This window comes from Kovacikia sp. CALU 1929, from assembly GCF_056784235.1.
On sequence record NZ_JBXBCF010000082.1, the window covers coordinates 1 to 20230 of the forward strand.

Sequence of the window (20230 nt, forward strand, 5' to 3'; positions counted from 1 at the left end):
TAGTCTTCAGTTCCAGCCATCAGCTTTTGCAGCGATTCCAGCCCCTTCTTAACCCGCCGAGAAACCGTGACCGCACTAATACCGAGGCGATCAGCCGTTTCCTTCTGGGTCAGGTCATAGAGGAAAAGGGCAATAAACAGTGGGTCTGGCTGGCGATGGATAGAGCCAGTCGTGAAATTATCGGGTGTCATGTGGGAGACCGTTCTACTGAATCGGCCCAAGCATTGTGGCAGTCACTGCCCCGCCTTTACCGCCAATATGCGCGCATCTACACTGACCATTGGGAAGCCTATGGGAGTGTACTGCCCAGCAAACGGCATTTTGCGGTGGATAAAGATTCGGGTTTAACGAGTCATATTGAGCGATTGAATAACACGTTGCGTCAGCGCATCTCCCGGTTAGTGCGACGGAGTTTGTCATTTTCTAAGAAGCTCGAAAATCACATTGGTGCGATTTGGAACTTCATCCATCACTACAACCAGAAGATTCGAGAGAAATTACAACGCGAGCAGATGACTGATTTTTCCCTATCCTTTACCTAATGGCACTACCTTCATTTTTTTGCAGTTAAGAATGGCTCAATTTCTGCCAACTTGCGGTAAATTTAGCAATGCCTTTGTAAGCAATGCATTTGTACTGATTGCCAGCATTCAGATGAGTGTTTGCCAGAACTCCGGTGAATACTGATCAAAGCGGTAAAGCAGACGAATTGGATGTCACAGCAATTTTAATTTGTGGATGCCACACAGAACGTTGGTTGTGCCTTAATATAACGGCACTCATTGTGTGGCACTCGTCTAAAAACTGCTGTAAATGGGTTTGCTGCCTATCCAGCGATCGCCCCTTCTTTCCAGTCCCCTCATTTCAAAACCCAGTGGTTAACCAACTCAGTTCTCAAGCCGTTTCTTCCCGTAAACTACCCGACCAACGGTGGCGCATTGCCTCGCCTACACCAGAGCAGGTCAACCAGATTGTGCAGGTAACGGATTTGTCGCCGCTATTGGCACAGGTTTTACTGAATCGCGGAATTGATGAGCCGGAGGCAGCGATCGCCTTTCTCAACCCAGAACTGCTGGAGTTGCCCTCGCCCCTGGAAGATTTTCCTGACCTGCCCCTTAGTCTGGAACTGTTAATCAATGCGATTAACCAGCGCCAGCGGATTGCCATTTGTGGCGATTACGATGCGGATGGCATGACCAGCACGGCACTGCTGCTGCGGGCACTGCGATCTCTGGGGGCACGAGTTGATTACGCCATTCCCAGCCGGATGAAGGAGGGCTACGGCATTAACCAGCGGATTGTGGATGAGTTCTATGAGGAAGGGGTAGAGGTGATTCTGACGGTGGATAACGGCATCGCCGCCTACCAGCCGATCGCCCACGCCCGTGAACTGGGACTGACGGTGATCATTACCGACCACCACGATCTGCCACCGGAATTGCCACCCGCCAACGCTATCCTCAACCCGAAACTGATTGCAGAAACGTCACCTTACTACGGTTTGGCGGGAGTGGGGGTTGCCTACGTGCTGGCAATGTCCCTATCACAAAGTTTAGGTAAGGCACAGGGTTTATCCAATCCCCTGCTAGAACTATTCACCCTGGGCACCATTGCTGACCTGGCTCCCTTGACTGGAGTCAATCGTCGCTGGGTCAGGCGGGGGCTACAGTTGTTGCCCAAATCCAAGCTGACCGGCGTGCAGGCACTGATTCAGGTATCCGGGCTAAGTGGGGCAAAGGATCTGAAGCCAGAGGCGATCGGTTTTCGCCTGGGTCCCCGCATCAATGCCGTTGGTCGTCTGGCAGATCCACAAATTGTGATTGAGCTACTCACCACCGATGAAATGGGGGTGGCGCTGGAACGGGCCATGCAGTGTGAGCAAATTAACCAGCAACGGCAACAACTGTGTGAGCAGATTGAACAAGAGGCGATCGCCCTCTGCGAAGACCGGGGAGCCTCGATCCGGGGCGATCGGGTGCTGCTGCTGGTACAACCCAACTGGCATCATGGCGTGATTGGGATTGTCGCCTCGCGTCTGGTGGAGCGTTACGGAGTCCCGGTTTTCATTGGCACCTATGAAGAAGAGGCAACGGAGCCAGATGGCAAAGGGGTTGCCAAAATTCGTGGTTCCGCCAGAGGTATTCCCGAATTCAATGTGTTTGAGGCATTGGAGTTCTGCAAAGACCTGCTGGAAAAACATGGCGGGCACCGGGCAGCGGGGGGCTTCAGCTTCAAAGCAGAGAACCTGGAGGCATTTGGCGATCGCCTCTGCACCTTTGCCCACCAATGCTTGCAACCCGATCAACTCAAACCCCTGGTTGAAATTGATGTCCAGGCTTCCTTGGCGCAGGTCGATCACCACCTCTATGCTCAGATTGATGCCCTCCATCCCTGTGGCATTGCCAACCCAGAGCCGGTGTTTTGGTCAGCCAATGTGCGGATCTGTGAGCAAAAGACGATTGGCAAGGGACACCTGAAGCTATCTGTGCAGGATGAAGGGCTGGGAGTCAAACGCAAGTTTAAGGCGATCGCGTGGCGCTGGGGCGACTACTACCCCCTTCCCGATTATCTGGATATTGCCTATCGCCTGCGCACCAATGATTGGGATGGAGAGATTTCCGTTGAACTGGAGCTGGTCGGTGTGCGCTTGCCTGCTACCAAGCCCGGTACAGAGTTTACCCATCAGGATCGCCCGTATACTTGCAACCTTTCTCAAAACGGCAACGGGCAGGAACTGAGGATTCAAAATGGGGATGGCAAAGTGCTGATTGTGCGTCAGGGGCAACGCCTGGGCACTCTCCGCAAAGACCAGCAAGATCCGCTTCCAGTCGATGTTTCTAAAGCGCCCTACTTCGATATTATTAAGGCGGCGCTCAGCGCATTGGGTCATTGACCATAAATCCCAGGAGCCATGAACCGCAGGCGGTTACTAGAACGATTACTGGGAAAGCTGTCTGTCGGACGGCTGGTGCGATCGCTGATCTTTGTCTACCTGGCGATCGGTGCCTATGGCTTCTTCTTTGCGGAAGGTCTGATTTTTCGTCCTTTCCCGTCCAGTTATCAGGATAGCCGGGACATTCTGAAGCTAACGACTAGCGACGGAGTGCAAATTTCTGCCCTTTACCTACCCAATCCCCAGGCAACCTATACCCTCCTCTACAGCCACGGCAATGCGGAAGACCTGGGCGACAATCGCCCCCTTCTAGAACAGATCCGGCGAAGCGGGTTTGCTGTTTTTGCCTACGATTATCGGGGATATGGCACCAGTCAGGGCACCCCTTCCGAGCAGAATACTTACCGTGATATCGATGCCGCCTATGAATATCTAATATCCACCTTGAAGAAATCGCCCACAGAAATCATAGTGTATGGGCGATCTGTAGGGGGCGGTCCCAGCATTTACCTGGCAAGCCGTCAGCCAGTGGCAGGATTAATTTTGGAAAGTACGTTTACCAGTGTTTTTCGGATTATGACCCGGATTCCCCTTTACCCGTTTGACAAGTTTCCTAATCTGGAGCGAATTGGGGATGTCCGCTGTCCCGTATTGTTTATCCACGGCACCCGCGATCGCATTATTCCCTTCTGGCACAGTCAGGAATTGTTCAAGCGCGCCAACGAACCCAAGCAGTTTCTGGCAGTGGAGGGCGCAGACCACAACGATGTCATGCTGGTTGGCGGAGCGCAGTATTTTCAAGCCTTGCAAGACTTTGGGCAGTTCGTAAAAGCTTCAGACCAGCAAAACTCTCCGTGATTTCTTTTAAGTGCGATCGTCTTTTAAGTTGGCTTGAAGTAGGGGACTGGCTTCCTGGAGCAGAACTCGCCGCTGGCAAGGATTCTATGGATGCTGCGATTGTCTAAATCCGAGTGGAAGCTGGAGCTTTCAGGCTATATTACCAAGCTGGAGCTTGGTAACGAGAAAGCGAACAGCCCTAGATTGTAAATAATACCAATTTGAATTAAAACCACGGCGGATCCCGGTATGGGCTTGGCAGTGCCAAGCCCCTCCTGAACTTCGATGTGCCCACAAGTCCGTTTAAATCGGTATAACTAACACCTACCTGTAATGACAAGTTAAATTAGCATACGTGTAGAAGCATGAATTCTGTAGCCTTTTTTATGCACCTCTATGGGTATTTGCCCCTCCAATCCTTGAGGGAACCGCTGGTGATTGTAGAAGGACTCCCACAGTTTGAGTGGGTAACGACAGGGGTACTGCTGGCAAAGAGAGGAACATAGACACCCATATTGTCTCCCCCATTGGCAAAGGTGACGGCAGCGACGCTATAGATCAGTGCCGTAAATCCTAAATATTGTCAACCAACGATATGCTGCCAGCTAAACCGAGTGTTGAGCTGAGAAAAAAATACCGTCAAAATCACCAGATTATCGATACTGGTAGCAAAGAATGCAACGATGCCGGAAATAATGGATTCCAGTATCCCATCTATCAAAGTAAACCTCTTGGGTAAAAGGGCGGGTTAAAGACAGCGGGACACAGGAGATTAAACAACAGAGTGGCTTCCAGTAAGCTGACTCTCGTTATTGCTCCTGAAGGTTGGGGGCAGGGGCGGAAGGGACTGGTTGGTGGGGGGCAGGCAATGGCTCTGAGGCTTTTGGTGAAGGTGAAGTGGGGTCATTGGCGATCGCCGCCATTGGGGCTAGAAACTGAGCATAGTAAGCCTGCTGGTTCAGATGTTGGGTAGAAGACACCAGATTGCTTAAACCATTCACCAACCGCCGCAGATTTTCGCGAAAAGCGGGATCTCCAGTCAGTTCATCCAGATCAGCGGTAATTTTCTGGGCATTCTGGAAAGTGGAACGAGCGGAGTCTAGGGTTTGCTGCAAAGCAAGAATATTGGCGGGGTTGTTGAGTGCCTTAGAAGCGTCTCGCAAACTGGCAGATGCTTCTGCTGAATTTGCGGCTAACACTTCCAAATTCTCAATTAGTTGCCCTTGTTGAACGCGACTCACAATCGGATCCAGGTTGGAGGTTGTGGTTCGCAGTTGAGCTGTAATCTGGTTGATATTCTCCAGGGTACTAACCAGCGTTGCCCGATTGCTGACCAATAGCTGATTGACCTCATCCGTCGTCAGTGCCAGCTTATTAGCTGCCTGAGTAATCGACCGGGCTGCCCCTGAGAACGTGGATATTTCCTGTTTGGCGACTGCCGCTGTCTCCCCAAACTCCCGACTTAGTTTGGCAACTTCTAAGGCAGCTTCAGCCGTATTTTTGGCAACGGCATTAACATTTTCAAAAAATTTGGGATCGCTATAGACATCAGCAAACCGGGTAGAAGCCCGGATTAACTCATCCACACTCACGCCAATCTCTCCAGGAAGGCGATCGCCATTACAAATAACCAGGGTGCTATCGCAGTCAGGTTCAAGGGCGGTGGCTTGGGCAACCGTCGCCAGGGGTTTGGTCGGATTAATTTGAATAAAGGTACTTCCCAAAAGCCCTGACTGGCTGGCTTCTACAACGACCGCTCTGGGAATAATCAAATCAGCAGGAAAAATTTCTACATCAACCTCAACCCCATTAGGTCCCGGTCGAGTGGCAGTAATTCGCCCCACATTTACCCCCCGATAACGAACAGGGGCACCCATTTCTAAACCTGCAATGTTGGCAAATTCAATGATGACTTTGTAGCTACGCTGCCCCAGGGTTAAACCTCGTAGCCACAGGATCAGCCCTGCAAAAAGACCAAGTCCTAAAAGGATTAACAACCCCACAGAGCCTTCCCGAACGGTTCGCGATCGCATCATCTCACCTCACTGCTACTGCTCATCTACCAACCAAAAGTTCAACCAAAAGTTGGCAGCTATTCAATCCTACAAGGAAGACTTGAGAGATTTTGCAGGTTTCCAACGAGTCAGTGGGTAGGGGATTAGGTGGTAGCCCCCTACCGCTGCCCTAGCCAATCACCTGAATCGGTCCTTCAACCTTGCCGCTAAAAAACTGCCGAACCAGACGATTATCGGTAGAGTCTACCGTATCAACAGTCCCTTCCCACTGGACTTTGCCTTGATAGAGAAACACAACTCGGTCGGTAGTCCGACGGATGGTGCTGTCCTGATGGGTAACCATGACGTAGGTGCCACAACCACCATGAACATGCTGCAACTGGCGAATCAGGTCTTCAATCACCGTGGAGGCAATTGGATCAAGCCCAGCGGTGGGTTCGTCATAAAGTAGCACTTCGGGAGTGTCTTTCGGATTATCGGGATTGGACATAATGGCACGGGCAAAACTGACCCGCTTTCGCATCCCCCCTGAAAGCTCTGCCGGAAAGCGATCGCTGATTCCTGATAAACCGACCATTTCTAGCCGCTGCTCAACCAGGTCCCGAATCTGTCGTCGAGTCAGCTTCGAGTGTTGGTAAAGCAGAAACCCAACGTTTTCATCCACGGTTAAAGAATCAAACAGGGCTGCCTGCTGAAATACCATCCCAATCCCAATCGGGTCTTCCGAATCATCAATCAATCCCTGCCGCCGCTGCCCCTGAACGTAAACTTCTCCGGCATCGGGAGCCAGCAGACCAGCAATAATTCGGAGGATGGTAGATTTGCCAGTCCCCGATGGACCAATAATCCCTAATGCCTCGCCCCGATAGATTGTCAAGTCAACATTGTCCAGCACAACATTGCTGCCAAATGCCTTGGAAATTCCCTTTAATTCAATCAGCGGTTCAGCCATTGGTGATATAGAGCAGCGTAACCATAAACCAGTTTAGTCCGGCAGAAACTGGCATTTCAGCCTGGGGACGCTATTAGAAAACCTATAACCTATCAAACTGGGACTGGAATACTCCATCAGCCTGAGGAGGTAAACCTAGAGCTATCAGATTCTAGAACTTTATAAGACTTTATCAGAGAAGATCTTTTCCCCCAGTAGGAACTAGTACCTATAGGCGGAAATCTAGATACACTGACCTACTTTGCACTCCACTCTCCACCCTTCGCACTCCACAATCCGAACTCCGCCCTTCAAACTCTGCCCTCCAAACTCTGCCCTGGCTGAACCAGAGGTGCCAAACTTACGCCACAGACTAGATACAAGGTTATATCCTGGCTTCTCAACTGCCGCTGACACATTTCATTCAAGCGAGTTCTCCAAAAAAAGGTAGCACTTTTGATACAGAGTGGACTAGAATCTCCAGGATTCTAACTCCAGGTTCCTGACGCTCCAAAATGCAAATGGTATCTTTAAGCAGGTCATCCGATAAAAGGCAGATTTGCATCAGAGAATTCTCTTAACTACAAGATACAATTTCCAGGCAATTGAATTTGGGGCTTGAGTTGGGGTTTGGATTATTCTGCTGTTAGATTCAAAACAGTTCGCTTGTTCACTGGCAATCCCTTCCTACCCTGTTAGTGGCTAACCATGACAATCGGTTTACTGAAACATGCGCTCCATATGCTTCGGCAAGAGTCGTTTTATCGCACGCCTAATCGGGTGAACCAGTGGTTCAAGTGGCTATCTCCTGGTTTGTTGGTTAAGCGGTGGTTGTTGTTAAGCGCCAGTGGCATGATGCTCACCTTTCTGGGGCTGGCTATCTGGACAAAACGAACCCCTATTTATCGCATCACCCAGTTTATTGGAGATGCCCTACAAACCATTACAGACCTGCTTCCCAGCTACGTGACAGGACCGCTCGCGATCGCAACCGGACTCTTGCTCGTTTGGTTAGGTCAGACCCGCACCCTTGGCTCAATTACAGAAGTATTGATGCCCGATAAGGATGAAGAACTGGTCGATCTGTTGCTGACCCATCGGCGGCTCCACCGGGGACCCCGAATTGTGGTCATTGGCGGCGGAACCGGACTTTCTAATCTGTTGCGGGGATTAAAGGAATACAGTGCCAACATCACAGCCATTGTCACTGTTGCCGATGATGGCGGTTCATCCGGGCGCTTACGTCGAGAAATTGGGGTACTGCCACCGGGCGATATTCGCAACTGTCTGGCAGCATTAGCAGACGAGGAACGACTGGTCACAGAATTATTTCAGTACCGCTTTAAGGCAGGCGATGGACTGGTTGGGCATAGCTTTGGCAACCTGTTTCTGACCGCCATGAGCGAGGTGACTGGGGATTTAGAGCAGGCGATCTCTGCCAGTTCCCAGGTGCTTGCCGTCCGAGGTCAGGTATTGCCCGCTACCTTGGCGGATGTGCGCCTCTGGGCAGAACTAACCGATGGTCGTCGAATTGAGGGTGAGTCGAGCATTACCGAAGCCAAAGGCAGCATTGTCCGCATGGGCTGTACGCCTGCCAATCCTCCCGCTTTGCCAAAAGCGATCCGAGCGATTCGGGAGGCAGACTTTATTGTCATTGGTCCCGGTAGCCTTTATACCAGCATTATTCCTAATCTGCTCGTACCGGAAATTACAGAAGCGATCGCCCAGCGCAAAGTCCCCTGCATCTATGTCTGCAACATCATGACCCAGGAAGGGGAAACCCAGGGGTATAGCGTTGGTGACCACATTCGGGCGATCGACCAGGCCTGTGGGCGCAGACTCTTTGAAGCCGTACTCGTGCAGAGAAAAGTTCCCTCCGCCCGGGCGCTGATTCGCTATGCTCAAGAAAACTCCAACCCGGTCCCCCTGGATCGGGACACCGTAACCCGCCTCGGACGACGCGCCATCCTGGCGAATATCATGTACGAAGATGAACAAACTGGCTTAATTCGTCACGACCCGATTGCCTTAGCTCGTGTATTACTACGGTGGTATAGCCGGGTGCAAGGGTTTGAAGTCAGTCGGTGAGGGTGGAGCGAAGGATGAGGGATGAGGGATGAAGGATAAATATCTCTAACTCTTAACTTCAACTCGGAACTTTCAATTCTCAACTCAAAATCCTCAACTCAAAACTCTCAACTCCCCTCACCTCTCACTTTCCCAATGCTTTCCTCCGCCAAAACCCTCTTGCTGTCTGATGCAGAAGCTACGAAGCAGTTAGGCGTCCAGTTGGGTCAGAGTCTTCCGGCGGGAAGTGTGTTGTTATTGGAGGGCGATTTGGGGAGCGGTAAGACGACTCTAGTGCAGGGAATTGGGCAGGGTTTAGGTATCAAAGATGCGGTGGATAGCCCGACGTTTACCCTGATTAATGAATATTTGGATGGGCGACTACCGCTTTACCACCTGGACCTTTATCGTTTGAACCCAGCCGAAGTGGCTGACCTTTACCCCGAAACCTACTGGGAAGCCGGTGAGGTCGAGTTGGGCATTGTGGCGATCGAGTGGGCAGAGCGATTGTTACATCGACCGCAGACCTACCTGCACATTCACCTGACCTACGACTCCAGTTCAGGGAGACAGGTAGTTCTGACGCTGATCGGGCAGTCTGTTTTGCAGCCAATCATTCAGGCGATCGCCCGATAAAACCAAGAGCCGGTGTCAACCAGAAGCCAGAAGGATAACTGACTCCTGGTTCCCTCCCAGTTCCTATCTGGAATTCTCGTAAACATTCACCCGACCGTGCCCCAGAAATAGACCCTGATTACTTTTGCCTTCAGGGAAGGCGGTTACTCCAAACAGATAGACACCTTCATCCCGTGGGTTCCGGTTGGCTTGCAACGAGACAGTCACCGTCTGACCAGGGGCGATCGGTGGATCAAAAACGACCGTGACTGCATCTGAGTCAGCAGGCATGTCGCCCCCAATGCTTGCCAGCGGTACTTTGGGTCCACCGGCAAAGCTGTTGCCCAGGAAAGCTGTGCTCTGGTTGGGATCAAAATCAACAGTATAAGTTTCCTGATCTTGACCAATTCTCACAGCTTGCAGATTGGCACCCGCATCTTCAGGCACTTTCACCGTGAACTGATAGGTGGAGGGGGTGTTCACAGATTGGAACGAAGCGGCAGTTCTGACTAGACGGGGAGCACGGTTAAAGAAACTCTGACCGCTGGGAAGCTGTCCAGCATTGGCAGACAAAGCACTGATTGATGCTGGGATAGCGACTCCAATTGTCAGGGTCGTACCCACCAGGCAAATGTTGATCCAATTAGATGAGAAATGAGCAGATTTTTTAAACATGATTTAACTCCCTATGCTTCAAACGCTGAACCTTCCAACGAAAAACTCATTCAAGGCATTCATCCATGAGGCGGTTAGCCTTCATCGGGAACACCTGCCGCCTTTTCGAGAGGCTCAACAAAACTTAACAGTAAATAAACAAGGAAGAAAAGAAGAGTGCCGAAAGGGTGATTTTTATTTGTATTTTAGAATACAAATTCCTCAAACTATTTAGGTTGTCAGTTTTTCTGGCTTCAATGTAAGGAAACCTTGACATAAACCTCCAAAACCCTGGAGATTTCGGAGGTTTTGATAGCGGTATAGCTATCGCCAGGTTGCCTAGTACATTGGGGGTTAAAAGGCACTCAGCCAGGGGTGGACCCCCTGCCCCCCGTCCTGAATCAGGTGGCTATGGCTATAGCATCCATTCAAGCAGCGTTAAATTTGAGTGCCTGTCCCCGGACATCGGTATGGAGTGTTCCCCGTTCGTAGGCAACCTTGCCGCCAACAATGGTGTAGACTGCCCAGCCGGTTAAATCCCACCCTTCAAAGGGACTCCATTTGCATTTGGTTACCAGTTCTTCCCGTCGCACAGGATGGTAAGTGTTCAGATCCACCAGAACCAGATCCGCGTCATAGCCAGGGGCGATCGCGCCCTTATTGGGAATGCCATATGCCTTCGCCACCGCTGTAGACATCCAGTGGGCAACCTGGGCAACGGTACAGCGTCCTGCTTTTGCCTGGGTCAGCATCAGAGCCAGGGAAGTCTCCACTCCTGGCATCCCAGAAGGGCTGTTGGGATAGGTCTGGGCTTTTTCCTCCAGGGTATGGGGGGCATGATCAGTGGCAATAAAATCAATCACACCATCCAGAAGTGCCTGCCAGAGAACTTCATTGTCATGGGGCGATCGCAGCGGTGGGTTCATCTGTGCCAGCGTTCCAATTTGCTCATAGGCACTGGTATTTAGCAGCAAATGCTGAGGGGTTACTTCAGCCGTGACCCAGGCGGGTTTATTCTGACGCAGCAACTCAGCTTCTTCAGCTGTTGACATGTGTAGAATGTGGAGCCTGCGCTGATATTTTTGGGAGAGCCGGAGTGCCAGTTGGCTGGCATTTAACGCCGCCTGATTGTCCTGAATGGTGGAGTGAATCGCTGGATCAGTCATTCCAGCAAACTGTTGTCGCCGCTCGGCAATGCGTGCCTGGTCTTCCGCATGAACCGCAATCAAACGGGTTCCCTGGGCAAAAATCTTTTCCAGCACTTCATCCTGATCCACCAGCAAAGGTCCATGCATGGAACCCATAAAAATCTTGATTCCCGCAGCGGGAGTTGCCTCCAACAGATCTGGCAACACCTCTGCGGTAGCTCCGATGAAAAAGCCATAGTTGACCAGGGATTTCTGAGCCGCCCGTTGCAATTTGTCATCCAAGGTTGCCTGGGTAGTGGTCAGCGGGCGAGTGTTAGGCATTTCCAGGAAAGAAGTCACCCCCCCTCTGGCACAGGCACAACTGGCAGTAAACAAGTCTTCTTTGTATTCCAGACCCGGCTCCCGAAAATGCACCTGAGGATCGATCGCCCCTGGCAACAAAGTCAGTCCATCAGCGTCTATTTCAATAGCTGGTCCCTCAGCAAAAGATAAAATTTCGGAATTCACCTGTACAATGGCACCATCCTGTACCTGAACATCACCCAGCATAAACTCGCCATTTGGGAGAAGAATTTGGGCATGGCGGATAATTAAAGAAGCATTGGATGTCATGATTTTGTCATGCAGGATTCTTAATCCTGGAGTAGTTTAGGAATGGATGGTGATTTTCCGAAAAGCTCATAGATCCTAATTATCTGTGACAAACCAGTCAACTATGTCAACTATATAGATGGACGATAGATAAGGTAGGCGATAGCTAGACGAATCAATTTTATTGATAGATAAATCAAACATATCGTTTCTTACGAATCTTCAGCATCTTTCAAATTCTCTGACTTTAGTGGTACCTGACAGTTAAATCCTATGACCCGTGTAGAAAGCAAAGTGTCGGATGACAACTCTCCCCAACAACCCAATCCACAACCAAGAGCGACTGAAAATCCCTGGGTAGAAGGGCTTAAGACAATAGGCTTAAGCGCTGTCCTGGCATTTGGCATTCGCACCTTTGTTGCGGAGGCTCGCTATATTCCCTCTGGCTCGATGCTGCCCACTCTCCAGGTCAACGATCGCTTGATTGTAGATAAGGTAGGTTACTACTTCAGAACTCCGCAACGAGGAGATATTGTCGTATTCGCGCCGACAGAAGCGTTGGAAAAGCAAAACTTTAATGATGCGTTCATTAAGCGAATTATCGGCTTACCAGGCGAAAAGGTGGAAGTGAAAGGTGGGCGAGTCTACGTGAATGATGAGCCTTTGCGCGAAAACTATATTGCCGATAATCCCCAATACCAATGGGGTCCCCAGGTTGTGCCAGAAGGGTCCTATCTGGTCTTAGGTGACAACCGTAACAATAGCTATGACAGCCACTATTGGGGTTTTGTCCCACGGGAGAAAATTATTGGTCGAGCCATCGTTCGCTTTTGGCCCCTGGCACGGGTTGGGGAAATTGCACCGGAGCCGAGTTATTAAGGGGTTGTTAGTTGTTGGAGAGGAGTGAGGAGTGAGGAGTCAGCGATTGAGACATGACTCCAAAACCCAAACTCTCAACTTCTAATTCTCAACTCTTAACTTCTAATTTTCAACTCTCAACTCTCAACTGCTGCCCCTGCCCCCTTCCCCTCAACTGCACCAGGTCTTCAAAACCCGTCCGATAATCGACTGCTCTAGCCAGGGAGTATTGCTAGAGAGGGATTGCAGCGATCGCCTATCAGCAATCCAGGCTTGATGTGGGTCGAACAGGGTTAGATCGGTGGGTTGACCACCGGGGGAGATGCTGGTTGGCTTCTGGTTCAGACACTTAGCAGGGTGGGTACTGAGGGAACGCCATAGCTCCAGGGGAGAACATCTGCCAGTTTCCACCAATCCCTGCCAAAGTAGTGGTAATGCCAGTTCTAGCCCGATCGCACCGGCAGGAGCTTCGGCAAAGGCAACGGTTTTTTCCTCATAAGTGTAGGGGGTGTGGTCGATCGCGATCGCATCCAAAACGCCTTCCTGAAGTCCGTTAATCAGTGCTTCCTGATCGACGGGATTTCCCAGTGGGGGATTTAAGCGCAGGTTAGGATCATAGCTACCCACCGCTTCGCTATTCAGGAGCAAATGCATCCAGGGAGTGCTGGCTGTCACCGGGACACCGCGATCTTTGGCTAGCCGGATCAGTTCGACGCTACGGGCGGTGGACACACGCATCAGGTGAACGGGGGTGCCAGTGGTTTCAACGCACTCCAGAAGAGCCGATAGGGCAGTCGTTTCCGCGATTGCTGGCACTCCTACCAAGCCAAACTGGATAGATTCCTGCCCTTCACGCATCACCCCATTCCCTGCCAGACCCGGATCACAAGTCCAGAGGGCAATGGGTTGCCCCAATGGTTTCAGGTATTCCAATAACCGGCGTATTAACGCCATATTGTTGAGCGGTTTTCCATCGGCAAACCCGACAATGTGAGCCATTGCCAGTTCTGCCAGTTCTGACATTTGTTCTCCCTTGGTGTCGATGGTGAGTGCTGCCCAACAGTGGAGATGGGGGAGGGAGGGAGGCGAGGGGAGAGGAGAGAGGGGAGAGGGGAAATTGCTTGAGCTTTTACTCTGTCTGATACTCTGCCTGTGGTGGGTTGCTTTTTCCTGGAACCACGATATAGTGGCGGGGTTGTCAATCGCTGGAATCGTATTGGGTAGAACAGTAATCTGAGTAAAACCGCCCGCTGCCCCTGCTCGCATGAGGGATTCCAGGGTTTCCCGCTGTTCAAAGCCCGGTTCGCCAGAACGGCTATAGAGGTCGATAAGTCCCGGTCCCAGAATCAATCCCCGGCAGTTGTGAATAGTTGCATCCTCTGGAGAGTCGGTCAGGACATCGGCGATCGCCTTGACCACACCATCCTCAATCAAAACATCTGCCACTCGATCGCTCCCCATGACGGGATCGAGGACACGCACCTGTTGTAGTAATTCACACGTCATTAGTTTGTGGATACAGCTATCACTCCCAACTCACCCCCTCACACCTCACCTCAAAGCGCCCCCGCCGCGGTTCTATCCAAAACACCGCCCAAATGGCTGGTAATGTTCATAGCGGTGAGAACAGGCTTTTCACTCCCCTGAGAATAGTCAATCACGCTGACGGCACCATTCCCCTGCTTAAAACTCCAGAAATGCTCCGGTCCCAGTCCCAGAACGTAGCAAAGAATTGCTTTGTTAATGGCATCATGGGCAACCACCAGCGTTATCCCTGGTTCCTGCCGCTGGTAGGCGGACTGCACGATGCTGTCCCAGGCAGCGATCGCCCGTTCCCAGACCTGTTGCAGGTTTTCACCCTCTGGCATTTGTACGGTTTCAGGCGCATTCTGCCACTGTTGCAGCATCCCCGGATAGCCCTGCTCAATCTCTTCTTCTAGCTTGCCTTCCCACAACCCATGACTGATTTCCTTCAAGTTATCCTCCAGTTCCAGTGCCACATCAGGATGGTACTGAAGAATGATGTCAGCCGTTTCTTTGGGTCGCAGCATTGGACTGGTAACGGCATAGCGAATCGGGACGGTTTTCAGAAATTCGGCTGCCTGCCCCGACTGCATCTGTCCCATCTGATTCAACGGCACGTCGATCTGACCCTGAAATCGCTTGTCTCGATTCCAATTGGTTTCGCCATGACGCACGAGCAGGAACCGGGGTCCTTTCCGTCCCTGCTTCATCGGGGGCAACGGTTCTCCCAGATGGGCAGTCAGGTTCAGGGATTCCATCTGCACCAGATTGCCCCAACCGCCAGAAAAGTTGAGGACGCTGATGCCGCAGTTGGACTGATGAATCGCCTGGTAGCGATCGGGCGGCAACCCCACAGCGGTACTGACGAGCGCCCGATTGATTCCACTATGGGCAACCAGCAGAATGGTTTGTCCAGCATGGCGCGGCAACAATTCCTTCCAAAAATCCTTGGCTTGCTCAAATAGAGCGGGAACCGGATAAAAATCCGTTGGTTCTCCATCAGCCCCAGGGATCACCATCCGCACCTTGTCCGGAGCCTCCTGCCAGTTACGGTATTCTTCCGGGTACTGCTCTGCGATGTCAGTAAATAGCATCCCTTCCCACAACGCCAGATTAATTTCCTTGAGGCTATCCGTGATGTGAAGCGGGCTGGCAGGTGGTGTGTTTAGACGGGAAAGAATAATGTTTGCGGTGTCCTTTGCCCGACTCAAAGGACTACTGTAAACCGCATCAAACCTCATCTCCCTAAGCGCATCACCCACCTGATGGGCAGATAATTGCCCCTTTTCAGTCAGGGTGGATTTGTCCCAGTGTCCCTGAACTCGTCGCTCCAGATTAAAACTGCTCTCGCCATGACGCACGAGAATCACACGGGTAGGTAAGGGTTTGGTTTGCATAGGAGGAGTGCTTAAAACATAAGAATTTTAACCTGATCAGAGACGCACCTCAGGCATCTGGGCAGACAATCCTCCTGGCAAATGACTGCTGGAGGCGTTTACAGTGTCATAATCCAGTCATGCGGCTTTCATGGAAGGGGTCATGACATTCAAGCGGTTGATTTTAATTATGCTAACGGTCTGTGTAGCAGTTTCCGTTGGCTTAAGGCTATGGCAAAGCTGGAGTCAGCCCCAGTTTCAAAGTCGGTTAGAGCTTTATCAAACGAATTTGGTGCTTCAGGCATCGGAATATCGGGGCGAGGATCCCAATTTAGATTCCGCTCGTAAAGCTTTGTTAGGAGCAGAACCGAATAAGCTGGCGGCAAAAGAGTACCAGAATTTCCGTCAATCGGCGGCGAAAAATCTAGACCAGACCCAGTCTTTGCTGAAGGCATCTCCCGTTGAATCCGAAACCCTTCAGCTAACCCTATCCAGACAGCAGCAACTTGCCCTGGAACTAGATCTGAGATTGGGCATTTTGCAGGTCACTCAGGGACAAATCAAGGAAGCTCAACAAACCTGGGCAAATGCGATTCAACAAGCAGGTTCCCAGCCTAACCTGGAATCGTTGAGCAAAACGGCAGGCACCCTGGTTGGCTTATGGAACCAGCCTGCCCAATTAGTGCCCGATGCAGAAGCACTGTTAAAGAAGAACCTGGACGGATGGTTTCGTTACCAATCCCTATCGCAGCTTTATCAATTACAGCAACGTCAGGATGCCCTTACGGCTCTTCAGCTAGAACAGCAGCAGGCAGCAGAACGGGCTTACAGGAATCTGGCAGTCGTGGGGGGAATTCCTATCCTGGGCTGCTTGATTGGGGGCGGCATTTTGTTGTTTCTCCTGGGGCAATGGCTGGTACAGCGGAAGCAGTCCTTCCTGTCTCCTGCGGGCATGGCAACCTGGACGGTTCCCTGGGATGGGGAACTGGTCTGGGAGGTGTTAATTTTTGGCTTTTTTCTGGTTGGGCAAATTTTGCTACCCCTGGTATTGCAATTGGTGCAGGGCTTATCTGGGTTCAATCCAACGCTGTTAAGTGTGCGGGGTAAAGCGGTCTATATTCTGATGGATTATATTCTGTTAACCACCGGCGGCTTAGGGGTTCTGTACTTTTTGATCCAGCCTTTTTTCCCACTGCCAGAGGGCTGGTTCCGATTCAATTGGAAGGGCAACTGGGTCTGGTGGGGATTGGGTGGCTACTTTGCCGCATTGCCCCTGGTGATTGTGGTGTCGTTGATTAACCAGGCAATCTGGAAGGGACAGGGAGGCAGCAATCCGCTGTTACCGATCGCCCTCGAAAGCAGAGACAATGCAGCACTTTTTATTTTCTTCCTGACCGCCGGAGTCGCGGCTCCCTTTTTTGAGGAAACTCTATTTCGCGGTTTTCTGTTGCCGTCCTTGACCCGCTACGTGCCGATGTGGGGGGCGATCGCCCTCAGTGCGCTCATCTTTGCAGTGGCTCACTTGAACCTGTCGGAGGTGTTACCACTGGCAACCCTGGGAATTGTATTGGGCTTTGTTTACGTGCGATCGCGCAATCTACTTGCTTCCATGCTGCTCCACGGCTTATGGAACAGTGGCACCCTGCTCAGCCTGGTTATTTTGGGGAATACAGGCTAATCCGTTGATGTGGAAACCAACCATTGACTGAACCACCATGCTCAAACCAAGGAAATTTGCTCTGGCTGCACTGCTGGCGATCGCGGGAGGCGCTTATTTCAGCGCCTACTCCAGCCTGGAAAACCACTTCTTTCCAAGTGCCTGGGTGATTCTCGCGCTTCAGACGGGGGCTTGCCTCTACCTGATTTATCTCTACTGGAACGGGCAGTTTAAAGGAACCTCCCGGTATCAGAAACAGCGGCAGGAAGATGAGTTTTGACGAAAAAATTAGGGGTGCTGGTTGATTGCCCCTCGCTTCATCTACCCTCAAGAAAAGGCGTTGCTGATTTTGGGTATGAATTGAGAGTTGTATGAATTGAACTTCGTTCCAATTCATACTGCTATTTAGCACCACCCAAGAAAAGGATGCTGAAAGAACCAGCACCACCCGTTCACTTTTTGAGATTTCATGCAACTCACTTCAGAAACTTCCCCCGTTCCCTTTGCCTCGGAAATCATTACTCTGGATGTCAGTGGCATGAAATGTGCCGGTTGCGTTAAAGCCGTAGAAAACCAACTGACTCAGCAACCCGGTGTGCTTTCTGCCTGTGTCAACCTGGTGACAGAAGTAGCGGTTGTGGAATGCGACCCCAACACGGTCAGATCAGAGGCACTGGCACAGACCCTAACCAATGCAGGCTTTCCATCCCAACCCCGGCATCTCCCGGATGAACCATTCTCGAAAGAACCGGATTTGATTAATCTGGAAGAAAAGCGACGGTTGGAGTCCCAGCAGCAGATGGTAAGACTGGCGATCGCCGCTCTCCTGCTAGTCTTTTCTTCTTTGGGGCACATTGGGCAACTGGGCGGGTTCACCCTTCCCGGACTCAGCAATATCTGGCTGCACTGTGGACTGGCAACGGCTGCATTGCTTGGACCGGGGCGTTCCATGCTGGTCGATGGCTGGCGGGGACTGCGCCGCAATGCCCCGAATATGAATACCCTGGTGGGTTTGGGCACGCTAACGGCCTACACGACCAGTCTGGTGGCGCTCCTGCTTCCCCAACTGGGCTGGGAATGCTTCTTTGATGAGCCGGTGATGCTGGTGGGCTTCATCCTGCTGGGGCGAACGCTGGAGCAAAAAGCCAGGAATCGTGCCGCCTCAGCATTTCAAGCCTTACTCTCACTTCAGCCCAAGGTAGCCAGACTGATCCCAGTGGGAGAAAGTGGCGCAGAGGGGCAGGGGTGGAGTCCCAACGCTCAACTTTCAACTCAGAACTATATTGAGATTCCTGCCGATCGCGTGCGGATTGGGGAGTGGCTGCAAGTTCTGCCGGGAGACAAAATTCCGGTGGATGGGCAGGTGAGGGTAGGGCAGACAACCGTGGATGAGTCCATGCTGACCGGGGAACCCCTACCCGTTTTGAAGCAAGTGGGCGATTTTGTTGCCGCTGGAACCTTAAATCAGACAGGTGCGATCGCCCTGCAAGCGACCCGGACAGGCAAGGATACTACCCTGGCACAGATTATTGCCCTGGTGGAATCTGCTCAGACCCGCAAAGCGCCCATCCAAGCTCTGGCAGATACCGTGGCTGGATACTTCACCTATGGGGTAATGGCGATCGCTGCCCTCACCTTCTGCTTCTGGTATTTGATCGGTACTCGCCTCTGGTCCCATGTATTGATGGGAAGTGGGCAATGGACGATTGGGGCTGGGCACGCCATGACCCATCTTCTTAACGCTCACTCCTCACTCCTCACTCCTCACCCCTCTTCTCTCCTGCTCAGCCTCAAACTCGCGATCGCGGTTCTCGTCATCGCCTGCCCCTGTGCTTTGGGACTGGCAACCCCAACCGCTATCCTGGTTGGCTCAGGCATTGGAGCAGAACGAGGACTCCTGATTCGGGGCGGCGATATTTTAGAGCAGGTTCATGCCCTCGACACAATCATTCTGGACAAAACCGGCACCCTGACCACAGGTAAACCCTCTGTCACCGACTGCATCCCCCTCTCCCCTCTGCTACCCCTCCCCTCCCCTCCCCTCTGCGCCCCCTCCTCCCATCTCCTCCAACTTGCCGCCAGCGTTGAGAGCGGCACTCGCCATCCCCTTGCCGTCGCCATTCGACAACAAGCAGAGCAGGCAGGGCTTTCCCTGCTACCCGCCAAAGATTTTGTGACGGAACCTGGTTTTGGAGTAGCAGCGACCGTTTCTGTGGGTAAACCTGGAGCAGATACCCGTGTGGTTCTGGGGACTGCTGGATGGTTGGTGAAAAACGACATAGAGGTGAGCGAGGCAGACAAGGAATGGACGCAAACCATCGCCAAGTCTGGGAAAACCGTAATTTATGTGGCGGCGCATGGCAAGCTGATTGGGTTGATTGCTGTGGCAGATGCTCTACGTCCAGATGCCTCTGTTACCGTACAGAAATTGCAGCAGATGGGTCTCAGGGTTTTGCTATTGACTGGAGATCGGCGGGACGTGGCTGAGGCGATCGCCCATTCCCTTGGATTAGCCCCTGAATCCGTTCTGGCAGAGGTACTACCCGATGGCAAAGCAAAGATCATTGCCCAACTTCAGGCGCAGGGCAACAGGGTGGCAATGGTTGGTGATGGCATCAACGATGCGCCTGCCCTAGCTCAAGCCGATGTCGGGCTGGCACTTCACTCTGGTACCGATGTCGCGATTGAAACTGCCGGGATTATTCTGATGCGCGATCGCTTGAGTGATGTAGTGGAGGCAATTCGTCTTAGTCGCGCAACCTTCAACAAGATTCGCCAAAACCTATTCTGGGCATTTGCTTACAACATTCTGGGAATTCCCCTGGCAGCGGGTGTGCTATTACCTACCCTGGGTGTTCTGTTGAGTCCTGCTGCGGCAGGCGCTATGATGGCGTTTAGTTCGATTAGTGTCGTGACAAATTCCCTGTTGCTTTACCTTACCTTCGCTCCACCTGATAACCAGCCTCTATAGTCATCCTATTTGGATTGTGAAAGGACTTTCCCGCCAGGGAAATTAGTTTCACGTCCCTTCTTTTCCAAGAACAATTTAGGACTGCTTTATGAG

At 51.8% G+C, this 20230-nt stretch carries 15 protein-coding genes and 1 pseudogene; 9 read left to right on the top strand and 7 right to left on the bottom strand.

Translation table 11 applies throughout. The features are described from left to right. Positions 1 to 191, bottom strand: a 191-nt coding sequence (locus tag AC1S52_RS21725; RefSeq protein WP_482031189.1) for a sigma factor-like helix-turn-helix DNA-binding protein, incomplete at its 3' end; no start/stop codon positions are given. Here AC1S52_RS21725 and AC1S52_RS21730 point away from each other — a divergent pair. The 3 genes and pseudogenes from AC1S52_RS21730 to AC1S52_RS21740 form a co-directional block, all read left to right on the top strand. Further along, a pseudogene (locus AC1S52_RS21730) lies at positions 105 to 542 on the top strand (IS1 family transposase); the annotation flags it as partial. The gene AC1S52_RS21725 and the pseudogene AC1S52_RS21730 overlap by 87 nt on opposite strands. Before the next feature lie 134 nt (positions 543 to 676). Continuing rightward, on the top strand, positions 677 to 2893 hold the full coding sequence (recJ, locus tag AC1S52_RS21735; protein ID WP_482031134.1) for a single-stranded-DNA-specific exonuclease RecJ: 2217 nt from the start codon (positions 677 to 679) through the stop codon (positions 2891 to 2893). A gap of 18 nt (positions 2894 to 2911) precedes the next feature. Beyond that, complete coding sequence (locus tag AC1S52_RS21740) at positions 2912 to 3751, top strand: alpha/beta hydrolase (RefSeq protein ID WP_482031135.1); 840 nt, start codon at positions 2912 to 2914, stop codon at positions 3749 to 3751. 788 nt (positions 3752 to 4539) lie between these two features. Here AC1S52_RS21740 and AC1S52_RS21745 read toward each other — a convergent pair. Both AC1S52_RS21745 and AC1S52_RS21750 read right to left on the bottom strand, forming a co-directional pair. Next, the gene (locus AC1S52_RS21745; RefSeq protein ID WP_482031136.1) at positions 4540 to 5766 is read right to left on the bottom strand and encodes an MlaD family protein; all 1227 of its coding nucleotides are present in this window, start codon (positions 5764 to 5766) and stop codon (positions 4540 to 4542) included. A gap of 148 nt (positions 5767 to 5914) precedes the next feature. Continuing rightward, positions 5915 to 6697, bottom strand: a complete 783-nt coding sequence (locus AC1S52_RS21750; RefSeq protein WP_482031137.1) for an ABC transporter ATP-binding protein — start codon at positions 6695 to 6697, stop codon at positions 5915 to 5917. 687 nt (positions 6698 to 7384) lie between these two features. On the opposite strand from AC1S52_RS21750, the gene AC1S52_RS21755 reads away from it, so the two are divergent. Beyond that, positions 7385 to 8764 carry a gluconeogenesis factor YvcK family protein gene (locus tag AC1S52_RS21755; protein ID WP_482031138.1) on the top strand — a complete coding sequence of 460 codons (1380 nt, stop codon included), beginning with the start codon at positions 7385 to 7387 and terminating at the stop codon, positions 8762 to 8764. A gap of 135 nt (positions 8765 to 8899) precedes the next feature. Next, positions 8900 to 9379, top strand: a complete 480-nt coding sequence (tsaE, locus tag AC1S52_RS21760) for a tRNA (adenosine(37)-N6)-threonylcarbamoyltransferase complex ATPase subunit type 1 TsaE (RefSeq protein ID WP_482031139.1) — start codon at positions 8900 to 8902, stop codon at positions 9377 to 9379. A gap of 63 nt (positions 9380 to 9442) precedes the next feature. On the opposite strand, the gene AC1S52_RS21765 is transcribed toward tsaE, so the two are convergent. Beyond that, the gene (locus AC1S52_RS21765; protein ID WP_482031140.1) at positions 9443 to 10033 is read right to left on the bottom strand and encodes a DUF2808 domain-containing protein; all 591 of its coding nucleotides are present in this window, start codon (positions 10031 to 10033) and stop codon (positions 9443 to 9445) included. Positions 10034 to 10440: 407 nt separating this feature from the next. Continuing rightward, a complete protein-coding gene (locus AC1S52_RS21770) occupies positions 10441 to 11772 on the bottom strand; it encodes a dihydroorotase (protein ID WP_482031141.1) in 1332 nt (443 codons plus the stop codon). 252 nt (positions 11773 to 12024) lie between these two features. On the opposite strand from AC1S52_RS21770, the gene lepB reads away from it, so the two are divergent. Next, positions 12025 to 12630 (top strand): signal peptidase I, encoded by a 606-nt coding sequence (gene lepB / locus AC1S52_RS21775; protein WP_482031142.1) that lies wholly within the window; start codon positions 12025 to 12027, stop codon positions 12628 to 12630. 150 nt (positions 12631 to 12780) lie between these two features. On the opposite strand, the gene AC1S52_RS21780 is transcribed toward lepB, so the two are convergent. Beyond that, positions 12781 to 14115 carry a dihydroorotase gene (locus tag AC1S52_RS21780; RefSeq protein WP_482031143.1) on the bottom strand — a complete coding sequence of 445 codons (1335 nt, stop codon included), beginning with the start codon at positions 14113 to 14115 and terminating at the stop codon, positions 12781 to 12783. Positions 14116 to 14165: 50 nt separating this feature from the next. Next, complete coding sequence (locus AC1S52_RS21785) at positions 14166 to 15530, bottom strand: histidine phosphatase family protein (protein WP_482031144.1); 1365 nt, start codon at positions 15528 to 15530, stop codon at positions 14166 to 14168. A 142-nt stretch (positions 15531 to 15672) separates the two neighbouring features. Here AC1S52_RS21785 and AC1S52_RS21790 point away from each other — a divergent pair, with 142 nt between their 5' ends. The 3 genes from AC1S52_RS21790 to AC1S52_RS21800 all read left to right on the top strand — a co-directional run bounded on the left by AC1S52_RS21790 (position 15673) and on the right by AC1S52_RS21800 (position 20137). After that, the gene (locus AC1S52_RS21790; protein WP_482031145.1) at positions 15673 to 17187 is read left to right on the top strand and encodes a CPBP family glutamic-type intramembrane protease; all 1515 of its coding nucleotides are present in this window, start codon (positions 15673 to 15675) and stop codon (positions 17185 to 17187) included. A gap of 37 nt (positions 17188 to 17224) precedes the next feature. Continuing rightward, positions 17225 to 17446: a hypothetical protein gene (locus AC1S52_RS21795; protein ID WP_482031146.1), complete on the top strand. Its 222-nt coding sequence runs from the start codon at positions 17225 to 17227 to the stop codon at positions 17444 to 17446. Between the two features lie 189 nt (positions 17447 to 17635). Beyond that, positions 17636 to 20137: a heavy metal translocating P-type ATPase gene (locus tag AC1S52_RS21800; RefSeq protein WP_482031147.1), complete on the top strand. Its 2502-nt coding sequence runs from the start codon at positions 17636 to 17638 to the stop codon at positions 20135 to 20137. The last annotated feature ends 93 nt before the right edge of the window (positions 20138 to 20230 follow it).

What these genes read in the sequence shown, in the direction of transcription:
- AC1S52_RS21755 (WP_482031138.1), top strand. Translation starts at nt 7,385, where the DNA reads ATGACAATCGGTTTACTGAAACATGCGCTCCATATGCTTCGGCAAGAG.
- AC1S52_RS21790 (WP_482031145.1), top strand. Translation starts at nt 15,673, where the DNA reads ATGACATTCAAGCGGTTGATTTTAATTATGCTAACGGTCTGTGTAGCA.
- AC1S52_RS21785 (WP_482031144.1), bottom strand. Translation starts at nt 15,530, where the DNA reads ATGCAAACCAAACCCTTACCTACCCGTGTGATTCTCGTGCGTCATGGC.
- AC1S52_RS21750 (WP_482031137.1), bottom strand. Translation starts at nt 6,697, where the DNA reads ATGGCTGAACCGCTGATTGAATTAAAGGGAATTTCCAAGGCATTTGGC.
- AC1S52_RS21800 (WP_482031147.1), top strand. Translation starts at nt 17,636, where the DNA reads ATGCAACTCACTTCAGAAACTTCCCCCGTTCCCTTTGCCTCGGAAATC.
- tsaE (WP_482031139.1), top strand. Translation starts at nt 8,900, where the DNA reads ATGCTTTCCTCCGCCAAAACCCTCTTGCTGTCTGATGCAGAAGCTACG.
- AC1S52_RS21795 (WP_482031146.1), top strand. Translation starts at nt 17,225, where the DNA reads ATGCTCAAACCAAGGAAATTTGCTCTGGCTGCACTGCTGGCGATCGCG.
- AC1S52_RS21745 (WP_482031136.1), bottom strand. Translation starts at nt 5,766, where the DNA reads ATGATGCGATCGCGAACCGTTCGGGAAGGCTCTGTGGGGTTGTTAATC.
- AC1S52_RS21740 (WP_482031135.1), top strand. Translation starts at nt 2,912, where the DNA reads ATGAACCGCAGGCGGTTACTAGAACGATTACTGGGAAAGCTGTCTGTC.
- AC1S52_RS21765 (WP_482031140.1), bottom strand. Translation starts at nt 10,033, where the DNA reads ATGTTTAAAAAATCTGCTCATTTCTCATCTAATTGGATCAACATTTGC.
- lepB (WP_482031142.1), top strand. Translation starts at nt 12,025, where the DNA reads ATGACCCGTGTAGAAAGCAAAGTGTCGGATGACAACTCTCCCCAACAA.
- AC1S52_RS21770 (WP_482031141.1), bottom strand. Translation starts at nt 11,772, where the DNA reads ATGACATCCAATGCTTCTTTAATTATCCGCCATGCCCAAATTCTTCTC.
- AC1S52_RS21780 (WP_482031143.1), bottom strand. Translation starts at nt 14,115, where the DNA reads ATGACGTGTGAATTACTACAACAGGTGCGTGTCCTCGATCCCGTCATG.